Origin of the sequence: Pseudomonas sp. P179 (genome assembly GCF_000478485.2) — a bacterium.
Taxonomy (GTDB): Bacteria; Pseudomonadota; Gammaproteobacteria; order Pseudomonadales; family Pseudomonadaceae; genus Pseudomonas; species Pseudomonas aeruginosa.
On sequence record NZ_KI517354.1, the window covers coordinates 3,356,899 to 3,377,905 of the forward strand.

Genomic DNA, 21,007 nt, shown 5'->3' on the forward strand with positions numbered 1-21,007 from the left:
CTCCTCCGGGCCTTCTCCACGGGCTGCGCCGCTACAGGGCTTCCAGCTTGGCGTAGCCGAGCATCAGCCACTTGCTGCCTTCGCTCTCGAAATTCACCTGCACCCGGGCCTGGGCGCCGGCGCCTTCGAAGTTGAGGATAGTCCCTTCGCCGAACAGCGCGTGGCGCACCCGCTGGCCGAGGGAGAAGGGCGTCTCCGGCACCCCGGCGCCGCTGAAGAGGTTGCCGCCGGCACTGCGCGAGGTGCCGCCGTAGGGGCGGCTGACGGTATTGGACAGGCGCACTTCCTGGATCAGCGCCGGCGGGATCTCGCGGATGAAGCGCGAAACCTTGTTGTAGGTCTCGCTACCGTAGAGCCGGCGGGTCTCCGCGTAGGTCAGGACCAGTCGCTGCATGGCGCGGGTGACGCCGACGTAGGCCAGGCGGCGTTCCTCTTCCAGGCGGCCGGATTCCTCCAGGCTCATCTTGTGCGGGAACAGCCCTTCCTCCATGCCGACCAGGAACACCAGCGGGAACTCCAGGCCCTTGGCGCTGTGCAGGGTCATCAGCTGGACACTGTCCTCGTGGGCGTCGGCCTGGGTTTCCCCGGCCTCCAGGGAGGCGTGGCTGAGGAAGGCCTGCAGCGGGGTGAGGTCTTCCTCTTCCTCGCTGTTCTCGAAGGCGCGGGCGGCGCTGACCAGTTCCTCGAGGTTCTCCACCCGGGCCTGGCCTTTCTCGCCTTTTTCTTCCTTGTGGTAGCTGATCAGTCCGGACTGCTCGATCACCGTCTGGGTCATCAGGTGCAGCGGCATGTCCATGACCTTCGCCGAAAGATTCTCGATCAGCTCGACGAAGCCGGTCAGGGCGCTGGCGGCGCGGCCGGGCAGGACCTTGTTGGCGATCATCAGGCGGATCGCCTCCCACATCGACACATCGTTGCCGCGGGCGAATTCGCGGATGCTCTCCACGGTCTTCTCGCCGATGCCGCGTGCCGGCACGTTGACCACCCGTTCCAGCGCCGCGTCGTTGCCGCGGCCGTCGAGCAGGCGCAGGTAGGCCATGGCGTTCTTGATCTCGGCACGCTCGAAGAAGCGCTGGCCGCCGTAGATGCGGTAGGGAATCTTCTCCCGCAGCAGGGCTTCCTCCAGCACCCGCGACTGGGCGTTGGAGCGGTAGAGGATGGCGATCTCGCTGCGCGCCAGGCCGCCCTTGAGCGCGCTCTCGATCGACTCGACCACGTAGCGCGCCTCGTCGTGCTCGTTGAACGCGGCGTACAGGCTCAGCGACTCACCGTCCTCGCCGTCGGTCCACAACTCCTTGCCCAGGCGTCCCTGGTTGTTGGCGATCAGGGCGTTGGCGGCCTTGAGGATCGACGCGGTGGAACGGTAGTTCTGCTCCAGGCGGATCACCTCGGCGTCGGCGAAGTCGTCGCTGAACTGCTGGATGTTCTCGATCCGTGCGCCACGCCAGCCGTAGATCGACTGGTCGTCGTCGCCGACCACCATCAGGCTGTCGCCGCCCTTGGCGAGAATCCGCAGCCAGGCGTACTGCACGGCGTTGGTGTCCTGGAACTCGTCCACCAGGATATGGCGGAAGCGCCGCTGGTAGTGCTCGAGCACGCCGGGATGGTCGCGCCAGAGGTCCAGGGCGCGCAGCAGCAGCTCGGAGAAGTCGATCACCCCGGCGCGGGCGCAGGCCGCCTCGTAGGCTTCGTAGATCTTCAGCATGGTGGCGAGGAACAGGTCGCCGCCGGGCTGGATGTGTTGCGGCCGCAGGCCCTCGTCCTTCTGCCCGTTGATGAACCACTGGGCCTGGCGCGCCGGCCAGCGCTGCTCGTCGAGGCCGAGTTCGCGGATCACCCGCTTGACCAGGCGTTGCTGGTCGTCGCTGTCGAGGATCTGGAAGTTCTCGCTCAGCCCGGCCTCGCGCCAGTGCGCGCGCAGCAGGCGATGGGCGAGGCCGTGGAAGGTGCCGACCCACATGCCCGCCGGATTGATCCCGAGCAACTGCTCGATGCGGTGGCGCATCTCCGCCGCCGCCTTGTTGGTGAAGGTCACCGACAGGATGCTGTAGGGCGAGGCGTGCTCGACCTGGATCAGCCAGGCGATCCGGTGCACCAGCACGCGGGTCTTGCCCGAGCCGGCGCCGGCGAGGACCAGTTGGCGGCCCAGCGGCGCGGCCACGGCCTGGCGCTGCGGGTCGTTGAGGGAGTTCAGCAGGAGGGAGAGGTCGTCGTTCATCGCGGCATTCTACCGGGGCGGGGAAAAGCCGGGCAAACCGGGCCGCCATTCGGCGCAGGCCGGCGCAGCGTCGGGCCTGGCCGCGGAAAAATGCTCTATCCCGGCCTTGGGCAGCCTGCCCCTGCTCGGTTATGCTCCGGCCACTTCAAGGCAAACCACTACAAGAACAAGCGCCTATGACCGTCCATGTCGAGCCCTTGGCGCTGCCGGGCGGCAGCACCGATGTACTGCGGCTCTACGCCCGCGAAATCGCCATCGAGCGTACCCGGCTCCTTTATCTCGGCTCGCGCACGCCGACCCTGCTCATGCTGCTCGGCGGCGTGACCAGCGCCTGCCTGGTGTGGGGCAAGGTCAGCAGTTGGCTGCTCGGCGGCTGGCTGGTCTGGCTGGTGTTGCTCGCCGTCCTGCGCCTGCTGCAGGTCGCCGCCTTCCAGCAGGCCGACAGCCGTCGCCAGGCCAGCCGCCACTGGCGGCGGACCTTCCTGTGCGGCGCCGGCGCCTCGGGCCTGACCCTGGCGTTCGCGGTGATCATGCTGGTCCCGGCCGATGCCTTCCTCCAGCAGGTGCTGGTGTTCGGCCTGGTGGCGGCGGCGATCCTCTCCGCCAGCGTCGCCTATGCGGTGAGCCTGCCGGCCTTCCTCACCTTCGCCTTGCCGGGCCTGCTGCCATCCATCGTTTTCCTGCTGTTGCAGCCGCATAGCCTGTTGCAGGGCTGGGGCGTGCTCGGCCTGATCCTGCTGGTGGCGCTGCTGGTGGTCGCCGGGCAGATCCACCGGCTGGTGCAGGGCGCGCTGCTGCGACGCTTCCAGACCCAGGCGCTGAACCTGCACCTGGAACGCGTCAATGCGGAGGCCGAAGCGCTCAATCGCAAGCTCGCCCAGGAGGTCGGCCAGCGGCGCCTGGTCGAACGCGAGCTGCGCGCCGCCCGCGACGCCTTGCAGCGCCGGGTGGAGGCGCGCACCGAGGAGCTTGGCGCGACCAGCCAGGCGCTCAGCCAGAGCGAGGCGCGCCTGGCCATGGCCCTGGAGGCCAGCGAACTGGGGTTGTGGGACTGGGACCTGGAGAGCGGCCGGGTCCAGCATTCCTATCTCGAGGCGGTCTTCAGCGACGCCGGGGACGGTCCCGAGGACTATCGCAGGCTGATCGAAAGCATCCACCCCGGCGACCTGCCGCGCATCCGTCGCGCCCTCGCCGAACATCTCAAGGGGCGCAGCGAGCTGTACCGGGTGGAGTACCGCGTGCGCGACCGGGAGGGCGGCTGGCGCTGGCTGGAGGATCGTGGCCGGGCCATGGCTCGCGACCCGCGGGGACGGGTGACGCGGATGCTCGGCACGCGCAGCGACATCAGCGCGCGCAAGCGCCTGGAAGAGCAGCAGCAACTGGCCGCGACAGTGTTCGAGGCGGCCAGCGAGAGCATCGTGATCCTCGATCCGGCCTACAACCTGCTGGCGGTCAACCAGGCCTTCAGTCGCATCACCGGCTATCGCCGCGAGGACGTGGTCGGGCGCAACGCCAGCCTGCTGGTGAATACCCCCGAGGCCCAGCGCCACTACCGGCAGATCCGCGCCGAGCTGCGCCAGCACGGGCAGTGGCAGGGCGAACTGGTGGATACGCGGAAGAATGGCGATCCCTATCCCCAATGGCTGCAGCTCAACCTGCTGCGCGACGGCAATGGCGAGGCGACCCACATCGTCGGTTTCTTCACCGATCTCAGTGCCCGCCGCGACGTCGAGGAGCGCCTGCGTCACCTGCTGCACTACGACGAACTGACCGGCCTGGCCAACCGCCGGTTGTTCCGCGAGCGGCTGCACGAGGCGGCCCAGCGGGCGCGCCAGGAGGAGGGCGGGCTGGCCCTGCTGCTGATCGACCTGGACCGCTTCAAGCTGCTCAACGACAGCCTCGGCCACGAGGTCGCCGACCAGTTGCTCAGGGAGATGGCCCAGCGCCTGCGGCGCACCGCGCCGGAAGCCAACACCCTGGCGCGTCTGGCCGGCGACGAGTTCGCCATTCTCCTCGATGGCGGCACCGGCACCGCGGCCCTGTCGCGCCTGGCCGAACGCCTGCTGGTCCAGTTGCGCCAGCCGGTGAGCGTGCTCGGCCACGAGCTGATCCTCGGCGCCTCGCTGGGGATCAGCCTGTTTTCCGAGCAGGCACGGGAAATCTCCGTGCTGATGAGCCAGGCGAACCTGGCGATGCAACATGCCAAGCAACTCGGCGGCAATACCTTCCAGTTCTTCCGCGACAACCTGCAGGACAGCACCCTCGAACGCCTGCGCCTGGAAACCCGGTTGCGCAAGGCGGTCGAGGAGGGCCAGCTGGACGTGCATTACCAGCCCAAGCTGTGCCTGGCCAGCGCCCGCCCGGACTCGGTCGAGGCGCTGGTGCGCTGGCACCATCCGGAGGAGGGCATGATCCCGCCGTCGACCTTCATCGGCCTCGCCGAGGAGTGCGGGTTGATCGGCGAGATCGGTGAATTCGTCCTGCGCCGGGCCTGCCTGCAGGCCGCCGAGTGGAGCCAGCGGGGCCTGAACCTGCGGGTCTCGGTGAACCTCTCGGTCCACCAGTTGCGCCAGGGCGACCTGCTCGACGTAGTGCGCTCGGCGCTTGCCGACAGCGGCCTGCCGGCGGCGCAACTGGAGCTGGAGTTGACCGAAAGCCAGTGGCTGGACGCCCTCGATAGTGTCCTGGCGACCTTCCGCCAGTTGCGCGAGATGGGGGTGAAGCTATCGGTCGACGACTTCGGCACCGGCTATTCCTCGCTCAGCTACCTGAAGCGCCTGCCGCTGGACTACCTGAAGATCGACCAGTCGTTCGTCCGCGACCTGACCCAGAACAGCGAGGATGCGGCGATCATCCGGGCGATCATCGCCATGGCCCACAGCCTCGACCTGAAGGTGGTCGCCGAAGGCGTGGAAACCATCGAACAGCGGGACTTCCTGGTGGCCCAGCGTTGCGACGAGCTGCAGGGCTACCTGATCGGCCGGCCGTTGCCGGCCCATGCCCTGGAGGAAGGTTTGCGCCAGGCTCGTTGAACGCGATCCGGCGGAGTATGCTGTAGCACTTTCGACTCCCACGAATTAAGGACGATTCATGCGCTCGAAGCCGCTTCTTCCCGCCCTCCTGCTGGTGGGCGCCGGTCTCTCCCCGCTGGCCCAGGCCAGCAGCGACGACTCCTGCTATCCCGATTGGTCGCTGGTCGGCGGCGGTGTCTGCGATACCCTGCCGTTCCTCGCCCCGGGCAACGACACCCGCGCCAACCTGCGCCTGCTGCTGGCCGACGCCGGCCACTGGCGGCTGGTGGAGGCGCCGCCGTCGGAGGAAGAGAAGCTCGAAGGCTACGGCCTGGTACCGTTCGGCCTGTTCCGCCTGCTGCCCGGCGACGGCAGCCAGCCGCCCGCGCCGCCGGCGGCGAGCGAGGCCGAGACACCGCCGCCTGCGCCAGCGCCCTCGCCGCTCGCCGAACTGGCCCGGCAGATGGGCGCCGAAGCGCTACCGGAAAAGATCGCCGGCGCCGAATTCTTCGAGGGCGAGGGCAGCCGCTGCCGCAGCAACGACCAGGACAGCGCGCTGGCGTTTCTTCGCCAGGTGCGTGACGCCGGGCTGGGCGAGGCGGAGACCAAGGCCCTGGCCAACAGCCGCCTGGACCTGCTCGGTGCCTGCGGCTGGGAACAAGAGGAACTGGGCGGTGTGCTCGCGCAAGGCGTCGAGTCGGCCGCAGGCAAGGCCTTCGCCACGTACCTGGAGGCTGCGGCCAACTTCTACAGCGGTCGCTTCGACGAAGCCGAACAGGGCTTCAAGGCGTTGCAGGACGTGTCGCAGCCCTGGCTGAAGGAAACCGCCCTGTACCTGCAGGCGCGCACCCTGCTCAACGCCGCCCAGCAGAACGCCTTCGACGACATGGGCTTCCCCGAGCTGCAGAATGTCGACAAGGCTCGCCTGGAACAGACCCGCAGCGCCCTCGAGGCCTACCTGCAGGCGTATCCGAAGGGGCTCTACGCCGCCTCGGCCAAGGGCTTGCAACGGCGCGTGCACTGGCTGGCCGGCGACCAGAAGCTGCTGGCCCAGGACTATGCCGCGCAATTCGCCGAAGCCGAGCAAGGGCAGCGCAACATGGCCCTGGAAGACCTGGTCCAGGAGGTCGACAACAAGCTCCTGACCGGTATCCAGCTCGGCGACATCCAGACTCCGCTGCTGCTGGCGGTGGCCGACCTGGTGCAGATGCGCGCCCACGATCCGTCGACCCCGCGCAGCTTCACCTGGGAAACGCTGCAGGCCCAACAGGCCAGCTTCGCCGCGCATCCCGAACTGTTCGCCTACCTGCAGGCGGCCTATCGCTTCTATGTCGACCAGGATCCGGCGAAGACCCTCGAAGCGCTGCCGCAAAAGGTCGGCAGCCTCGACTACGTCGGCTTCAGCCAGCAGACCCTGCGCGGGCTGGCGCTGGAGCAGCAGAAGGACTGGAAAGCCGCCGAGGCGCTCTGGCTGGAACTGTTGCCGCAGGCCGCGCAGCCGTACCAGAAGGGCCAGTTGCAGCTGGCCCTGGCGCTCAACTACGAGCGCAGCGGCCAGTTGGAAAAGGTCTTCGCCGAAGGTTCGCCGGTCCAGGAGCCGCTGCTGCGCAGCATCCTCCTGCGCAACGTCGCCGACGCCGCGCTGTTGCGCCGCCAGGCCAAGCAGGGCGCGACGGCGGAAGAGCGCGATACCGCGCTGTTCACTCTCCTTTACAAGGACCTGCGCCGCAGCCGCTTCGCCGACTTCGGCAAGGACTTCGCGCTGCTCGGCGAAACCCCCTCGCAGACCAAGCTGGGCACCAGCCTCGGCTATGTCTACGGCGCCGGTAACAGCCTGGAGCTGTTCCGCTGGAAGGGCGACAAGGCCGAGTCCGGCTACGTTTGCCCGGCCATCGCCGAGTCGGCTGCGGCGCTGGCCGCCGATGACAAGGACCCGAAGGGCCTGAACTGCCTGGGCGAATTCATCCTGCGCAACGGTCTCGACGGCATGCCGCTGGACAGCCAGCCCGAGGCCAACGAGCTGGGCGGCACCCCGAGCGGCTTCAAGGGCGAGGTGTACTCCCGGCTGGATGGCTATCGCCTGGTCATGGACAACCCCAAGGCTCCGCGCGAAGACAAGGCCTACGCGCTGTTCCGCGCGATCAACTGCTTCGCCCCGGCCGGCTACAACACCTGCGGCCAGCAGGACATCCCGCAGGCCGAGCGCAAGCAATGGTTCCGTACGCTCAAGTCGACCTACGCCGACAGCTCCTGGGCCAAGGAACTGAAGTACTACTGGTGAGGCGCTGGCGAGCCTGGCTGGCGGGCCTGTTGCTGGGCCTGCCGCTGTTGCCGTCCGTCGAGGCCGCGGTGCGCGCCGAGGACTACGGCGCCTTCTGGCTGTGGAGCGGCGTCGCGCCGCAGCCGGTGCTGGCGCGGGCCGAGACGCTGTACATCCTGCAGGGACAGATCAGCCAGTCGCGCCGGCGCCCCGGCGAGGGCGTGCGGCTGATCGCCCAGGGCATCTCGGTGCCGCGCCTGGCGCGGGGTGAGGTCTGGGTGGTGTACCGCGCCCATACCCTGCGCTGGACGCCGCAGATCTACCAGGCCGTGCTGAACCAGGTGCAGCGCTGGAAGCGTGCCGGCAACCCGGTGGTCGGCATCCAGATCGACTTCGATGCGCGTACCCGCTACCTCGACGAGTACGTCGATTTCCTCCGCGACCTGCGCCGGCGCCTGCCCCGCGAATACCGCTTGAGCATCACCGGGTTGCTCGACTGGGGCAGCAACGCCGAGCCGGCGGCGATCAACCGGCTCAAGGGCGTGGTCGACGAAGTGGTGGTGCAGACCTACCAGGGGCGCCACAGCATTCCCAACCACGCCGCCTACCTCCCGCGGGTCAGCCGCCTGCAACTGCCGTACCGGATCGGCCTGGTCCAGGGCGGCGACTGGCAAGCCCCCGACTACCTGGAAAAGAGCCCCTGGTTCAGGGGCTACGTGGTGTTCCTGCTCAACCCTCAGTGAGCGCAGCCGCAAGCGCCCTTGCCGGCACACCCGCCGCTGCGTTCGGCCTGCGGCTGGCGGGTATCCTGGCCGGGCTGGAGATCGCGCATCAGTAGCGCGTAGCACAGGTCCAGGCCTTCCGGCAGCGCCAGGTAGACCACGTGGCCATTGCCCGGCGCCACCTCGATGGCCTCGCCGGCGGCGTTGCGCAGGTCCTCCACGCGCAGGCTCAGGTTGCCTCGCGGAGTCATCAGTTCGACGCTGTCGCCGCGCTGGAAGCGGTTCTTCACCTCCACCTCGGCCAGTCCGTCGCGGCGTTCGCCGGTGAGTTCGCCGACGAACTGCTGGCGCTCGGACAACGAATGGCCGTGCTGGTAGTTCTGGTACTCGTCGTGCACGTGGCGGCGCAGGAAGCCCTCGGTGTAGCCGCGGTGGGCGAGGGACTCCAGGGTGTCCATCAGGCCGCGGTCGAACGGCTTGCCGGCCGCCGCGTCGTCGATCGCCTGGCGGTAGACCTGGGCGGTGCGCGCCACGTAGTAGTGGGATTTGGTGCGGCCCTCGATCTTCAGCGAGTGCACGCCGATCCGCGCCAGCCGCTCGACGTGCTGCACGGCGCGGAGGTCCTTGGAATTCATGATGTAGGTGCCGTGTTCGTCCTCGAAGGCGGCCATCGGTTCGCCGGGACGGTTGCCTTCCTCGAGGAGGAACACCTGCTCGGTCGGCGCGCCGCGTCCCAGGGTCGGCTCCCGCGCCACCACGTTGCCCAGCTCGTCCTCGCGGCCCTCCACCGCCTTGTATTCCCAGCGGCAGGCATTGGTGCAGGTGCCCTGGTTGGGGTCGCGGCGGTTGATGTAGCCGGACAGCAGGCAGCGCCCGGAATAGGCCATGCACAAGGCGCCGTGGACGAACACTTCCAGCTCCATGTCCGGCACCTGCTGGCGGATTTCCTCGATCTCCTCCAGCGACAGCTCGCGGGAAAGGATCACCCGGGTCAGGCCCTGCTGCCGCCAGAATTGCACCGCGGCCCAGTTCACCGCGTTGGCCTGCACCGACAGGTGGATGGGCATCTGCGGGAAATGCTGGCGAACCAGCATGATCAGGCCGGGATCGGACATGATCAGCGCATCCGGACCCATGGCGACCACCGGCTCCAGGTCGCGCAGGAAGGTTTTCAGCTTGGCGTTGTGCGGGGCGATGTTGACCACCACGTAGAAGCGCTTGCCAAGTGCGTGGGCCTCGGCGATGCCTTCGGCCAGTTGGGCGTGGTCGAAATCGTTGTTGCGCACCCGCAGGCTGTAGCGCGGCTGCCCGGCGTAGACGGCATCGGCGCCGTAGGCGAAGGCATAGCGCATGCTTTTCAGGGTGCCGGCGGGGCACAGCAGTTCGGGGCGGAGGGTGGTGGCGGTCATGGTTCGGGCTCGCAACGACGTGGGCGCGCGACTCTAGCCGAGCGCGCGCCGGGCGATCCTGAGCCGGATCAATGTCCGCGTCATTCCAGCCAGCGTCGACCCTGCAGTTCCAGCAGCAGTTGCGCCTGTTCCGGGCCGTTGCTGCCGGCCGGGTAGGGCCGCGGGCTCTGGTAGTGCTCGCGCCAGCCGGCGAGGATCGGGTCGACCCAGCCCCAGGCGGCCTCTACCTCGTCGCGGCGCATGAACAGCGTCGAGTCGCCCTCGATCACGTCCAGCAGCAGGCGCTCGTAGGCGTCCCAGCGCCGCTTGTTGCGGCTGAGGGCCTCGGCCAGGTTGAGGTCCAGCTCCACCGGTTCCAGTTGCATGCCCTTGCCCGGGGTCTTGGCCATCAGTTGCACGCTGATCCGCTCCTCCGGCTGCAACCTTATCCACAGGCGGTTGGCCGGCCCGCCGCCGCCGTCGATCAGGCTGTGCGGCACCGGCTTGAACTGGATGACGATTTCCGAGCACTTGCGCGCCATGCGCTTGCCGGTGCGCAGGTAGAACGGCACCCCGGCCCAGCGCCAGTTCTCGACCTCGGCCTGGAGCGCGACGAAGGTCTCGGTATCGCTGTCGTTGTCGACGTTCTTCTCGAAGTAGTACGCCGGCACCTCCTGGCCGCCGATCCTGCCGGCGGCGTACTGGCCGCGTACCGTCTTGTCCTGCACGTCGAGCCCGGAGATCGGCTTCAGCGCCTGCAGCACCTTGAGCTTCTCGTTGCGCACAGCCTCGGCGTCGAAACGCACCGGCGCCTCCATCGCCACCAGGCAGAGCAACTGGAGCAGATGGTTCTGCACCATGTCGCGCATCGCCCCGGCGTGGTCGTAGTAGCCGCCACGGTTCTCCACGCCAAGGGTCTCGTTGACGCTGATCTGCACATGGTCGATGTGCGCCGCGCGCCAGACCGGCTCGAACAACGCATTGGCGAAGCGCAGGGCCATCAGGTTCTGCACGGTTTCCTTGCCCAGGTAGTGGTCGATGCGGAACACCCGCGACTCGTCGAACACCCGGCCGATGGACTGGTTGATCGCCCTCGCCGAGTCCAGCGAATGGCCCAGCGGTTTTTCCAGCACGATGCGCGCTTGCGGCCCGGCGAGGCCGGCGATGGAGAGGTTCTGCGCGATCGGCGCGAACAGGCTCGGCGAGGTCGCCAGGTAGTGCACCAGCACCCGGCCCTCGCTGCTCTTCAGGTGCCGCGCGAGACGGCCGAAGTCGGCGCTCTGCGAGGCGTCCATGGCCAGGTAGTCGAGGCGCGCGGCGAAGCCTTTCCATTGTTCGGCGGCGAACTCGCTGCGCGCCACCACCGCGCGGACGTTGCGCTCGGCGAGGGCGAGGAAGGCGGCGTTGTCCAGCGCGCTGCGGGCGAGGGCGAAGATCCGTGTATCGGCCGGCAGGCGGTCCTCCCGGTGCAGGCGATAGAGCGCCGGCAGCAGCTTGTGCAGGGCCAGGTCGCCGGTACCGCCGAAGACCAGGATGTCGCAGGACGTTGGAGTGGCTGGTGTACTCAAGGCAAGCTCCCGACGGCGTTGGCTGGGCGTGGCTGACTGTTTGTAGTATAACTACAAGGTTACTACAGAGAATCGAGCCCAGCCTGTGAACCTGCTGCAGCACATAGCCCAGTCCCGCCAACAGCTCCGCAAGTCGGAACTCAAGGTCGCCGATCACGTTCTCAACGATCCGGCGTCGGTCATGCACAGCTCCATGGCCGAACTGGCCCATGGGGTCGGGGTCAGCGAGCCGACCATCGTGCGCTTCTGCCGCGCCATCGGCTGCAGCGGCTTCCAGGACCTCAAGCTGAAGCTGGCGCAGAGCCTGGCGGCCGGCGCCAGCTTCGGCCAGTTCTCGATCCATGAGAGCGACTCGGTGGCCGACTTCAGCCTGAAGATCTTCGACACCACGCTGCACAGCCTGATGGAAGTCCGCGAGCACCTGGACACCCACGCCCTGGAGCGCGCCATCGCCGCCATCGCCCACGCCCAGCGCGTGGAGTTCTACGGCTTCGGCGCTTCCGGCGCGGTGGCCTCGGATGCCCAGCACAAGTTCTTCCGCCTGCTGCTGTCGGCGGCGGCCTACTCCGACCCGCACATGCAGGCGATGTCGGCGGTGACCCTCAAGCCCAGCGACGTGGCCATCTGCATTTCCCAGTCGGGTCGCTCGAAGGACCTGCTGATCACCGCCAACCTGGTGCGCGAGGCCGGCGCCACGCTGATCACCCTGTGCCCGAGCCAGACCCCGCTGGCCGACCTGGCCACGGTCAACCTGGCGATCGACGTGCACGAGGACACCGACATCTACACCCCGCTGACCTCGCGCATCGCCCACCTGGTGGTGATCGACGTGCTGGCGATGGGCGTGGCCATGGCCCGCGGCCCGGACCTGGTCAACCACCTCAAGAGCGTCAAGCGCAGCCTGCGCAGCCTGCGCCTGTCGCCGAAGGTGATGAAGAACCAGGAAGAGCGCGGCGAGCCGTCCTGAGGCGCCGCCGGGAAGGCATAACGCAGTCTTCACCGGCTTGCCGCCAAACCGTCACATTGCTGCGCGATGCTCGCGACTCCAGCCAGTCGGCCATGGGAGACGCGAGATGCCCCGTCATAGCGATGCCAATGCCCAGCACGTGGATTCGAAAACCCGCCGCAAGCTCGAAGACCAGCGGCGCATGCAATTCCGCCGGGCGATCGAGGACCACTGCGAAGAACTGCGCCTGCGCCAGGAACTGGCCGACTACCCCGATCTGGTAGCCGCCGCCTACCTCAGCTCGAACCGCCAGGGCCGGCGAAGCGCCCAGCGAGCTGGCTGATCAGCGCCCGCTCCTCGCGGACGAAGGCGACGAACGCCTGGGCCACCGGGCTCAGGCGCTTGCCCTTGGCGTGCACCAGGCACCAGCTGCGATAGAGCGGCAATTCCTCCACCGGTAGTTCGCGCAGCAGGCCGTTGGCCAGTTCCTGGTGCGCCGCATGGCGCGGCAGCAGGGCCAGGCCGAGGCCGGCGATCACCCCTTCGCGCAGGGACTCCAGCGAGGCGATCTCCTGGATCTGCGAGAAGTGCGCGCGGCGTTGCTGGAAGAACTCCTCGCAAGCCTTGCGGGTGCCGGAGCCCGGTTCGCGGACCAGTAGCGGGAAGGGCTCCAGGTCCTTCAGGGCCAGCTTCGCGGCGTTGCACAGCGGATGGTCCGGCGGCGCCACGGCGATGATCGGGTTGTTCAGGAAGGGCAGGAACTCCAGGGCCATGTCCTGCGGTACCAGGGACATGATCACCAGGTCGTCGCGGTTGTCGGCCAGGCGCTTGATCACCTGGGTGCGGTTGACCACCGTCAGGCTCAGGCTGACTTCCGGATGCAGGTTCTGGAACGCCTTGAACAGGTGCGGGGTGATGTACTTGGCGCTGGACTCCACCGCCAGGCGCAACTGGCCCTGCAGCGAGCCCTTCAGGTCCGAGAGCTGCATGTCCAGGCTTTCCAGGCGCTGGAACAGGTCGGTGCTGGTCTTCAGCAGGGCTTCGGCGGCATCGGTCAGGTAGAGCTTCTTGCCGACGTACTCGAACAGCGGCTGGCCGACCAGCTCTTCCAGTTGGCGGATCTGCAGGCTGACCGCCGGCTGGGTCAGGGCCATTTCCTCCGCCGCCCGGCTGTAGGAGCGGCTCTCGCATACGGCACGAAAAACCTGAAGCTGCCGTAATGTCATACGCATCAACGACTTACGCATTCCAGTCACACTCTGACCGAGATCGGTCGGGCGACTATAAAGCTTTTCTAATGGCTATCCCAATAATTATTGATTTTTGTTAATCACCCTCACGGGGGTAGGGTAAAAGCGCGACCGGGAGCTGCCTGCCGGTCATGCAGCGACCGGAATATCCGGATCGACCGTACCAGGTTCCCAACCCCGAAGAGGGAGACCTCCGTGATCAAGAAGATCCTGATCGCCAACCGCGGCGAGATTGCCGTCCGCATCGTGCGCGCCTGCGCCGAGATGGGCATCCGCTCGGTGGCCGTCTACTCCGAGGCCGATCGCCACGCGCTGCACGTCAAGCGCGCCGACGAAGCCCACAGCATCGGCGCGGACCCGCTGGCCGGCTACCTCAACCCGCGCGCCCTGGTGAACCTGGCGGTGGAAAGTGGCTGCGACGCCCTGCACCCCGGCTATGGCTTCCTCTCGGAAAATGCCGAGCTGGCGGAAATCTGCGCCGAGCGCGGTATCAAGTTCATCGGCCCGTCGGCGCAAGTGATCCGCCGCATGGGCGACAAGACCGAAGCCCGCCGCAGCATGATCGCCGCCGGCGTGCCCTGCACCCCCGGCACCGAAGGCAACGTCGCCGATCTCGCTGAGGCCCTGCGCGAAGCCGAGCGGATCGGCTACCCGGTGATGCTCAAGGCCACCTCCGGCGGCGGCGGTCGCGGCATCCGTCGCTGCAACAGCCGCGAGGAGCTGGAACAGGCGTTCCCGCGGGTGATCTCCGAGGCGACCAAGGCCTTCGGCAGCGCCGAAGTATTCCTCGAGAAGTGCATCGTCAATCCCAAGCACATCGAGGCGCAGATCCTCGCCGATTCCTTCGGCAACACCGTGCACCTGTTCGAGCGCGACTGCTCGATCCAGCGCCGCAACCAGAAGCTCATCGAGATCGCCCCGAGCCCGCAGCTCACCCCCGAGCAGCGCGCCTACATCGGCGATCTGGCGGTGCGCGCGGCCAAGGCGGTGGGCTACGAGAACGCCGGCACCGTGGAGTTCCTGCTCGCCGACGGCGAGGTGTACTTCATGGAGATGAACACCCGGGTCCAGGTGGAGCACACCATCACCGAGGAGATCACCGGCATCGACGTGGTCCGCGAGCAGATCCGCATCGCTTCCGGGCTGGAGCTGTCGGTCAAGCAGGACGACATCGTCCATCGCGGCTACGCCCTGCAGTTCCGCATCAACGCCGAGGACCCGAAGAACAACTTCCTGCCCTCGTTCGGCAAGATCACCCGCTACTACGCCCCCGGCGGCCCCGGCGTGCGTACCGACACGGCGATCTACACCGGCTACACCATCCCGCCGTACTACGACTCGATGTGCCTGAAGCTGATCGTCTGGGCGCTGACCTGGGAAGAGGCCCTCGATCGCGGCCTGCGCGCCCTCGACGACATGCGCGTGCAGGGGGTCAAGACCACCGCGCCGTACTACCAGGAAATCCTCCGCAACCCGGAATTCCGCAGCGGCCAGTTCAACACCAGCTTCGTCGAAAGCCACCCGGAACTGACCCAGTACTCGATCAAGCGCAACCCGTCGCACCTGGCCATCGCCATCGCCACCGCCATCGCGGCCCACGCCGGCCTGTAAGGGAAGGAGCAGAACATGAGCAACACCATCCAAGCGAAGAAGACCGGCGTCACCGATACCATCCTGCGCGATGCCCACCAGTCGCTGCTGGCGACCCGCATGCGCACCGAGGACATGCTGCCGATTTGCGACAAGCTCGACCGCGTCGGCTACTGGTCGCTGGAAGTCTGGGGCGGCGCCACCTTCGACGCCTGCGTGCGCTTCCTCAAGGAAGACCCGTGGGAACGCCTGCGCAAGCTCAAGGCGGCGCTGCCCAACACCCGCCTGCAGATGCTCCTGCGCGGGCAGAACCTGCTCGGCTACCGCCACTACAGCGACGATGTGGTGCGCGCCTTCGTGGCCAAGGCGGCGGTCAACGGCATCGACGTGTTCCGCATCTTCGACGCGATGAACGACGTGCGTAACCTGCGCGTCTCCATCGAGGCGGTGAAGGCCGCCGGCAAGCACGCCCAGGGCACCATCTGCTACACCACCAGCCCGGTGCACACCATCGAGGCCTTCGTCGCCCAGGGCAAGGCGATGGCCGACATGGGCGTCGACTCCATCGCCATCAAGGACATGGCCGGCCTGCTCACCCCCTATGCCACCGGCGACCTGGTCAAGGCCCTGAAGGACGCCCTGCCGCTGGACGTGGTGGTGCATTCCCATGACACCGCCGGTGTCGCCAGCATGTGCCAGCTCAAGGCCGTGGAAAACGGCGCCGACCGTATCGACACGGCGATCTCCAGCATGGCCTGGGGCACCAGCCACCCGGGCACCGAGTCGATGGTCGCGGCGCTGCGCGGTACCCCCTACGACACCGGCCTGGACCTGGAGCTGATCCAGGAGATCGGCATGTACTTCCACGCGGTGCGCAAGAAGTACCACCAGTTCGAGAGCGAATTCACCGGCGTGGATACCCGCGTGCAGGTCAACCAGGTGCCGGGCGGGATGATTTCCAACCTGGCCAACCAGCTCAAGGAGCAGGGCGCGCTGAACCGTATGGGCGAGGTGCTCGAGGAAATCCCGCGGGTCCGCGCCGACCTCGGTTTCCCGCCGCTGGTGACGCCGACTTCGCAGATCGTCGGCACCCAGGCGTTCTTCAACGTGCTCGCCGGCGAGCGCTACAAGACCATCACCAACGAAGTGAAGCTGTACCTGCAGGGCCGTTATGGCAAGGCCCCCGGCGAGGTCAACGAGCAACTGCGGCGCCAGGCCATCGGCAGCGAGGAAGTCATCGACGTGCGCCCGGCCGACCTGATCAAGCCGGAGCTGAACAAGCTGCGCAGCGAGATCGGCAACCTGGCCAGGTCCGAGGAAGACGTACTCACCTACGCGATGTTCCCGGACATCGGGCGCAAGTTCCTCGAAGAGCGTGAGGCCGGCACCCTGAAGCCCGAGGAACTGCTGCCGATTCCCACCGGCAAGGGCGTCGCCGCCGCTGGCGCGGAAGGCACCCCGACCGAGTTCGTCATCGACGTGCACGGCGAGACCTACCGCGTCGACATCACCGGGGTCGGCGTGAAGAGCGACAACAAGCGGCACTTCTACCTGTCCATCGACGGCATGCCGGAAGAAGTGGTGTTCGAGCCGCTCAACGAATATGTCGCCGGCTCCGCCAGCGGCCGCAAGCATGCCAGCGAGCCGGGCCACGTCAGCACCACCATGCCGGGCAACATCGTCGACGTGCTGGTGAAGGAAGGCGATAGCGTCAAGGCCGGCCAGGCGGTGTTGATCACCGAGGCGATGAAGATGGAAACCGAGGTCCAGGCCGGCATCGCCGGTACGGTCAAGGCGATCCACGTGGCCAAGGGCGACCGGGTCAACCCGGGCGAGATCCTGATCGAGATTGCGGGCTGACCGCGACAGACGGTTAAAGTCCCTGGGGGAGCATGATGCTCCCCTTTTTTTATCGGCATCGGTTGCCGCGTCGGCCGGCTGTTCGCCCTGCCAGGGTGCGCCCGGCGCGCGCGCCGCCTAGAATGCCGCCTCTGCCCAACGGCGCGTCGCGCCGCAGGCGCTGACTATCGGGAAGTCCAGGTGTCGTCCTCTCCAGCTCAAACGCCCAGCCGCCGGCCCTCGCTGCTCGGCGGTTCGATGATCATCGCCGGCACCGCCGTCGGCGCCGGAATGTTCTCCCTGCCTATCGCCATGTCCGGCATCTGGTTCGGCTGGTCGGTGGCGGTGTTCCTGCTCACCTGGTTCTGCATGCTGCTGTCGGGGATGATGATCCTCGAGGCCAACCTCAACTACCCGGTGGGCTCGAGCTTCTCGACCATCACCCGCGACCTGCTCGGCCAGGGCTGGAATGTGGTCAACGGGCTGAGCATCGCCTTCGTCCTCTATATCCTCACCTATGCCTATATCTCCGGCGGCGGCTCGATCATCGGCTACACCCTGTCCAGCGGCCTCGGCGTGACCCTGCCGGAAAAGCTCGCCGGGCTGCTGTTCGCCCTGGCGGTGGCGCTGGTGGTGTGGTGGAGTACCCGCGCGGTGGACCGCATCACCACGCTGATGCTCGGCGGCATGATCATTACCTTCGGCCTCTCCATCAGCGGCCTGCTCGGGCGCATCCAGCCGGCGATCCTGTTCAACAGCGGCGAGCCGGACGCGGTCTACTGGCCCTACCTGCTGGCGACCCTGCCGTTCTGCCTGACTTCCTTCGGTTACCACGGCAACGTGCCGAGCCTGATGAAGTACTACGGCAAGGACCCGCAGCGGATCAGCCGTTCGCTGTGGATCGGCACCCTGATCGCCCTGGCCATCTACCTGCTGTGGCAGGCCAGCACCCTGGGCACCATCCCGCGCGAGCAGTTCAAGGGCATCATCGCCGGCGGCAGCAACGTCGGCACCCTGGTGGAATACCTGCACCGGATCACCGCGTCGGATTCGCTGAACGCGTTGCTCACCACCTTCTCCAACCTGGCGGTGGCCAGCTCCTTCCTCGGCGTGACCCTCGGCCTGTTCGACTACCTGGCCGACCTGTGCAGGTTCGACGACAGCCACTTCGGGCGCTTCAAGACCGCGTTGCTGACCTTCGTCCCACCGACCATCGGCGGGCTGCTGTTCCCCAACGGCTTCATCTACGCCATCGGTTTCGCCGGGCTGGCCGCGGCGTTCTGGGCGGTGATCGTTCCGGCGCTGATGGCGCGGGCCTCGCGCAAGCGCTTCGGCAGCCCGCTGTTCCGCGCCTGGGGCGGCACGCCGGCGATCGTGCTGGTGCTGCTGTTCGGCGTGGCCAACGCGGTCGCGCACATCCTGGCCAGCCTGCATTGGCTGCCGGAGTACCGTTGAGCGACCGGCAGTCCCTGCCAGGGGCTAGTCGCGCAGCGCCTCCAGCGTCTGCCGCTGGCGGCCTTCGGCGTCGAAGTTGGAAGGATCGAGCCAGCGCTCGAACGCCGCCTGTCGCGCCGGCCATTCGCTGTCGAGCAGGGAGAACCAGGCGGTGTCGCGGTTGCGCTGCTTGACCACCATGTGCTGGCGGAAGGTGCCTTCGTAGGTGAAGCCCAGGCGCTCGGCGGCGCGCATCGAACGGGCGTTGCCGGCATTGCACTTCCACTCCAGGCGGCGGTAGCCGAGGCGGCCGAGGGCGAGTTCGGCGAGCAGGTAGACCGCCTCGGTAGACCCCGGTGTGCGCTGCATCGGCGCGCCGAAGGCGATATGGCCGATTTCGATGACGCCATCCTTCGGCGTGATCCGCAGGTAGCTGAGCAGGCCGACGGCGCGCTGCGTGCGCCGCTCGCGCACGGCGAAGAACAGCGGGTCGCGGCTGGCCGCCTGGCCGGCCAGCCAGGCGTCGAACGCCGGGCGCTCGGCGAACGGGCCGTAGGCCAGGTATTCCCACAGCAACGGGTCGGCGCCAGGCCCTTGCAGGGCGTCCCACAGGTCGTCGCCGTGGCGTTGCGGATCGAGCGGTTCGAGCTTGACGAAGCGGCCGTCGAGCGGGGCGTGGGGTGGAGTGGCGACGGGGCGCCAGTTCAAGGGTTCGCGCATGGTGGGCCTCAGAGAATCCTGCGGTACTGAAGGAAACCGGACTTGTCGGCGATGCGCTCGTACAGCTTCATCGCGTCGCTGTTGCTCTCGTGGGTCAGCCAGTGCACCCGCGAACAGCCAGCGGCGCCGGCCTCGGCGTAGACATGCTCGATCAGCCGGCGCCCTATGCCTTCGCCGCGCAGGCCCTCGGCGACGAACAGGTCCTGCAGGTAGCAGTAGTCGCCGACGGTCCAGCAGGAGCGGTGGTAGATCCAGTGCACCAGGCCTACGGCGCGCTCGTCGAGCCAGGCGAGGGCGGCGTTCATCGGTTCGTCGGCGTCGAGGAAGCGCTGCCAGGTGGCGTCGCTGGTAGCGGCGGCGATCTCGGTCTTGTAGAAGCGCTGGTAGCCCTCCCACAGCGGCAGCCAGGCGGCGTGGTCGCCGGCGCCGACGGGACGAATCTGCAGGGACGTGCTCATGGCTCGGTTCCATGTCCGGGTAAAGGTGCCTCCAGACTAGGCCGGGAAATGGTCCGCTAGAAGATCCATTGCTGGTCAATTCCACAGGTCCAATCCACACTGGCGCTTTCTTCCCTCCGAGACCGCCATGGCCACCGTACTGCCCTTCGACGCCGCCGGCATCCACCTCGACCCCGCCCAGGGCCTGGCCCGCCAGCTCTACGCCGCGCTGCGCGAACGGATCCTCGACGGCCGCCTCGGCAGCCGCACGCGGATGCCCGCCAGCCGCGAGCTGGCCCAGGCCCTGAAGGTCTCGCGCAACACCGTGGTGCGGGCCTATGAACAGTTGCACGCCGAGGGCTATATCGACGGGCGCACAGGCGACGGCACCTACGTTGCCGAGTTGCAGGAAATCCCAGGCAGGGCCCCCGCCGTCGCCCCGAGCGCTCCCGCGCCGCGCGGCCCGGCGGCCCTGGCGCCGCCACCGGAAGGCGCGCCGCGAGCGTTCCGCGTCGGCGTGCCGGCCTTCGACCTGTTCCCCTTCGACACCTGGGCGCGGCTACAGGCGCGCTTCTGGCGCAACCCACCGGCGGACTGCCTGGGCTACGGCGACCCGGCCGGCGAGGCGCGCCTGCGCGAGCTGATCGCCGCCTACCTGCGCAGCGCGCGCGGCCTGCGCTGCGAGGCGGAACAGGTGATCGTCACCCATGGCGCGCAGCAGGCCATCCGCCTGTGCGCCCAGGTGTTGCTCGAGAACGGCGATCCGGTGGCTGTGGAAAACCCTGGCTACCGCGCGGCGCGCCTGGCCTTCGCCGCGACCGGCGCGGTACCGCACGGGATCGACCTCGACGCCGAGGGGCTGCGCAGCGACCGGCTCGCGGGCATTGCCGGCTGCCGCCTGGCCTATGTCACGCCGTCACACCAGTACCCCACCGGCGTCACCCTGTCGCTGGCGCGGCGCCTGGAGCTGCTGGAGTGGGCCGAGCGCGCCGACGGTTGGATCGTCGAGGACGACTACGACGGCGAGTATCGCTACAGCGGTACGCCGCTGGCGCCGCTGGCCGCGCTGGACCGACAGGGCCGGGTGCTCTACGTCGGGACCTTCTGCAAGATCGCCTTCCCGGCGTTGCGCCTGGGCTACCTGGTGGTCCCGCCGGCGCTGGTCGAGCGCTTCCGCCAGCGGCGGGCCATCGAGGTACGCCATTCGGAGGTGGGCACCCAGCGGGTCATGGCCGACTTCATCGCCGAGGGGCATTTCCAGCGCCACGTCCGCCGCATGCGCCGCGCCGCCCGCGCCCGCCGCGACGCCTTGCTGCGGGGCTGGCCAGAGGCGCCGGGTTGCCAGCCGTTGCCGGCGGTGGAGGCGGGGCTGCACCTGTGCGTGCGGGTCGACAGCCTGGCGCGGGAGCGGGCCCTGATCGCCGCGGCGGCAGCCGCCGGGGTGGAAGTCAGCGCCTTGAGCGACTACTGGATGGACGACTCCAGCGTTGCGCCAGACGACCGCGCGGGCCTGGTGCTGGGCTTCGCGGCAGTACCCGAGGTGCGTATCGACGAGGCGCTGCGGGCGTTGCGCAAGGCCTGGCGGCGGGAGGCCCTGGTTGGACCCGTCGTCGCGACTGACTAG

General features: G+C 68.0%; 15 protein-coding genes. 9 read left to right on the plus strand and 6 right to left on the minus strand.

The window, feature by feature from the left end; genetic code table 11:
• Nucleotides 1–31 precede the first annotated feature (31 nt).
• Entirely contained in the window at nucleotides 32–2,218 is a 2,187-nt protein-coding gene (gene uvrD / locus HMPREF1224_RS28045; protein WP_003096872.1) for a DNA helicase II, read from the minus strand.
• 176 nt (nucleotides 2,219–2,394) lie between these two features.
• Here uvrD and HMPREF1224_RS28050 point away from each other — a divergent pair, with 176 nt between their 5' ends.
• The 3 genes from HMPREF1224_RS28050 to HMPREF1224_RS28060 are packed head-to-tail and all read left to right on the plus strand — an operon-like array spanning nucleotide 2,395 to nucleotide 8,232.
• On the plus strand, nucleotides 2,395–5,250 hold the full coding sequence (locus HMPREF1224_RS28050) for a putative bifunctional diguanylate cyclase/phosphodiesterase (protein WP_003096868.1): 2,856 nt from the start codon (nucleotides 2,395–2,397) through the stop codon (nucleotides 5,248–5,250).
• A 58-nt stretch (nucleotides 5,251–5,308) separates the two neighbouring features.
• The gene (locus tag HMPREF1224_RS28055; RefSeq protein ID WP_003158567.1) at nucleotides 5,309–7,510 is read left to right on the plus strand and encodes a PA5441 family protein; all 2,202 of its coding nucleotides are present in this window, start codon (nucleotides 5,309–5,311) and stop codon (nucleotides 7,508–7,510) included.
• Nucleotides 7,507–8,232 (plus strand): DUF3142 domain-containing protein, encoded by a 726-nt coding sequence (locus HMPREF1224_RS28060; protein ID WP_003096864.1) that lies wholly within the window; start codon nucleotides 7,507–7,509, stop codon nucleotides 8,230–8,232. The genes HMPREF1224_RS28055 and HMPREF1224_RS28060 overlap by 4 nt, the downstream gene beginning before the upstream one ends.
• Here HMPREF1224_RS28060 and yegQ read toward each other — a convergent pair.
• Both yegQ and zwf read right to left on the minus strand, forming a co-directional pair.
• Complete coding sequence (gene yegQ, locus HMPREF1224_RS28065) at nucleotides 8,226–9,620, minus strand: prephenate-dependent tRNA uridine(34) hydroxylase TrhP (protein ID WP_003105560.1); 1,395 nt, start codon at nucleotides 9,618–9,620, stop codon at nucleotides 8,226–8,228. The two genes, HMPREF1224_RS28060 and yegQ, sit on opposite strands and share 7 nt — an antisense overlap.
• Nucleotides 9,621–9,700: 80 nt before the next feature.
• A complete protein-coding gene (gene zwf, locus HMPREF1224_RS28070; RefSeq protein WP_003096859.1) occupies nucleotides 9,701–11,167 on the minus strand; it encodes a glucose-6-phosphate dehydrogenase in 1,467 nt (488 codons plus the stop codon).
• A gap of 85 nt (nucleotides 11,168–11,252) precedes the next feature.
• On the opposite strand from zwf, the gene hexR reads away from it, so the two are divergent.
• Nucleotides 11,253–12,134, plus strand: a complete 882-nt coding sequence (gene hexR, locus HMPREF1224_RS28075) for a transcriptional regulator HexR (protein WP_003096857.1) — start codon at nucleotides 11,253–11,255, stop codon at nucleotides 12,132–12,134.
• A gap of 106 nt (nucleotides 12,135–12,240) precedes the next feature.
• Nucleotides 12,241–12,456, plus strand: coding sequence for a PA3496 family putative envelope integrity protein (locus HMPREF1224_RS28080; RefSeq protein WP_003117619.1), 216 nt, complete (start codon nucleotides 12,241–12,243; stop codon nucleotides 12,454–12,456).
• Here HMPREF1224_RS28080 and pycR read toward each other — a convergent pair.
• Nucleotides 12,410–13,345: a LysR family transcriptional regulator PycR gene (pycR, locus tag HMPREF1224_RS28085; RefSeq protein WP_003121355.1), complete on the minus strand. Its 936-nt coding sequence runs from the start codon at nucleotides 13,343–13,345 to the stop codon at nucleotides 12,410–12,412. The genes HMPREF1224_RS28080 and pycR overlap by 47 nt on opposite strands.
• A gap of 213 nt (nucleotides 13,346–13,558) precedes the next feature.
• On the opposite strand from pycR, the gene HMPREF1224_RS28090 reads away from it, so the two are divergent.
• The 3 genes from HMPREF1224_RS28090 (at nucleotide 13,559) to mtr (ending at nucleotide 18,247) form a co-directional block, all read left to right on the plus strand.
• Complete coding sequence (locus HMPREF1224_RS28090; protein ID WP_003096848.1) at nucleotides 13,559–14,974, plus strand: acetyl-CoA carboxylase biotin carboxylase subunit; 1,416 nt, start codon at nucleotides 13,559–13,561, stop codon at nucleotides 14,972–14,974.
• 15 nt (nucleotides 14,975–14,989) lie between these two features.
• Nucleotides 14,990–16,813 carry a sodium-extruding oxaloacetate decarboxylase subunit alpha gene (oadA, locus tag HMPREF1224_RS28095; RefSeq protein ID WP_003096843.1) on the plus strand — a complete coding sequence of 608 codons (1,824 nt, stop codon included), beginning with the start codon at nucleotides 14,990–14,992 and terminating at the stop codon, nucleotides 16,811–16,813.
• Between the two features lie 180 nt (nucleotides 16,814–16,993).
• Nucleotides 16,994–18,247 (plus strand): tryptophan permease, encoded by a 1,254-nt coding sequence (mtr, locus tag HMPREF1224_RS28100; RefSeq protein ID WP_003096841.1) that lies wholly within the window; start codon nucleotides 16,994–16,996, stop codon nucleotides 18,245–18,247.
• A 24-nt stretch (nucleotides 18,248–18,271) separates the two neighbouring features.
• Here the strand turns inward: mtr and HMPREF1224_RS28105 are convergent, their stop codons facing one another.
• Together HMPREF1224_RS28105 and HMPREF1224_RS28110 are read right to left on the minus strand one after the other, a co-directional pair.
• Nucleotides 18,272–18,946 carry a GNAT family N-acetyltransferase gene (locus HMPREF1224_RS28105; RefSeq protein ID WP_003096837.1) on the minus strand — a complete coding sequence of 225 codons (675 nt, stop codon included), beginning with the start codon at nucleotides 18,944–18,946 and terminating at the stop codon, nucleotides 18,272–18,274.
• A gap of 8 nt (nucleotides 18,947–18,954) precedes the next feature.
• Entirely contained in the window at nucleotides 18,955–19,404 is a 450-nt protein-coding gene (locus tag HMPREF1224_RS28110) for a GNAT family N-acetyltransferase (RefSeq protein WP_003096834.1), read from the minus strand.
• A 127-nt stretch (nucleotides 19,405–19,531) separates the two neighbouring features.
• On the opposite strand from HMPREF1224_RS28110, the gene HMPREF1224_RS28115 reads away from it, so the two are divergent.
• A complete protein-coding gene (locus tag HMPREF1224_RS28115) occupies nucleotides 19,532–21,007 on the plus strand; it encodes a MocR-like pyridoxine biosynthesis transcription factor PdxR (protein WP_003121353.1) in 1,476 nt (491 codons plus the stop codon).

Excerpts from the sequence above, each read along its gene's own strand:
- uvrD (WP_003096872.1), bottom strand. The coding sequence starts at position 2,218 with ATGAACGACGACCTCTCCCTCCTGCTGAACTCCCTCAACGACCCGCAG.
- HMPREF1224_RS28050 (WP_003096868.1), top strand. The coding sequence starts at position 2,395 with ATGACCGTCCATGTCGAGCCCTTGGCGCTGCCGGGCGGCAGCACCGAT.
- HMPREF1224_RS28055 (WP_003158567.1), top strand. The coding sequence starts at position 5,309 with ATGCGCTCGAAGCCGCTTCTTCCCGCCCTCCTGCTGGTGGGCGCCGGT.
- yegQ (WP_003105560.1), bottom strand. The coding sequence starts at position 9,620 with ATGACCGCCACCACCCTCCGCCCCGAACTGCTGTGCCCCGCCGGCACC.
- HMPREF1224_RS28080 (WP_003117619.1), top strand. The coding sequence starts at position 12,241 with ATGCCCCGTCATAGCGATGCCAATGCCCAGCACGTGGATTCGAAAACC.
- pycR (WP_003121355.1), bottom strand. The coding sequence starts at position 13,345 with ATGCGTATGACATTACGGCAGCTTCAGGTTTTTCGTGCCGTATGCGAG.
- oadA (WP_003096843.1), top strand. The coding sequence starts at position 14,990 with ATGAGCAACACCATCCAAGCGAAGAAGACCGGCGTCACCGATACCATC.
- HMPREF1224_RS28105 (WP_003096837.1), bottom strand. The coding sequence starts at position 18,946 with ATGCGCGAACCCTTGAACTGGCGCCCCGTCGCCACTCCACCCCACGCC.
- HMPREF1224_RS28110 (WP_003096834.1), bottom strand. The coding sequence starts at position 19,404 with ATGAGCACGTCCCTGCAGATTCGTCCCGTCGGCGCCGGCGACCACGCC.
- HMPREF1224_RS28115 (WP_003121353.1), top strand. The coding sequence starts at position 19,532 with ATGGCCACCGTACTGCCCTTCGACGCCGCCGGCATCCACCTCGACCCC.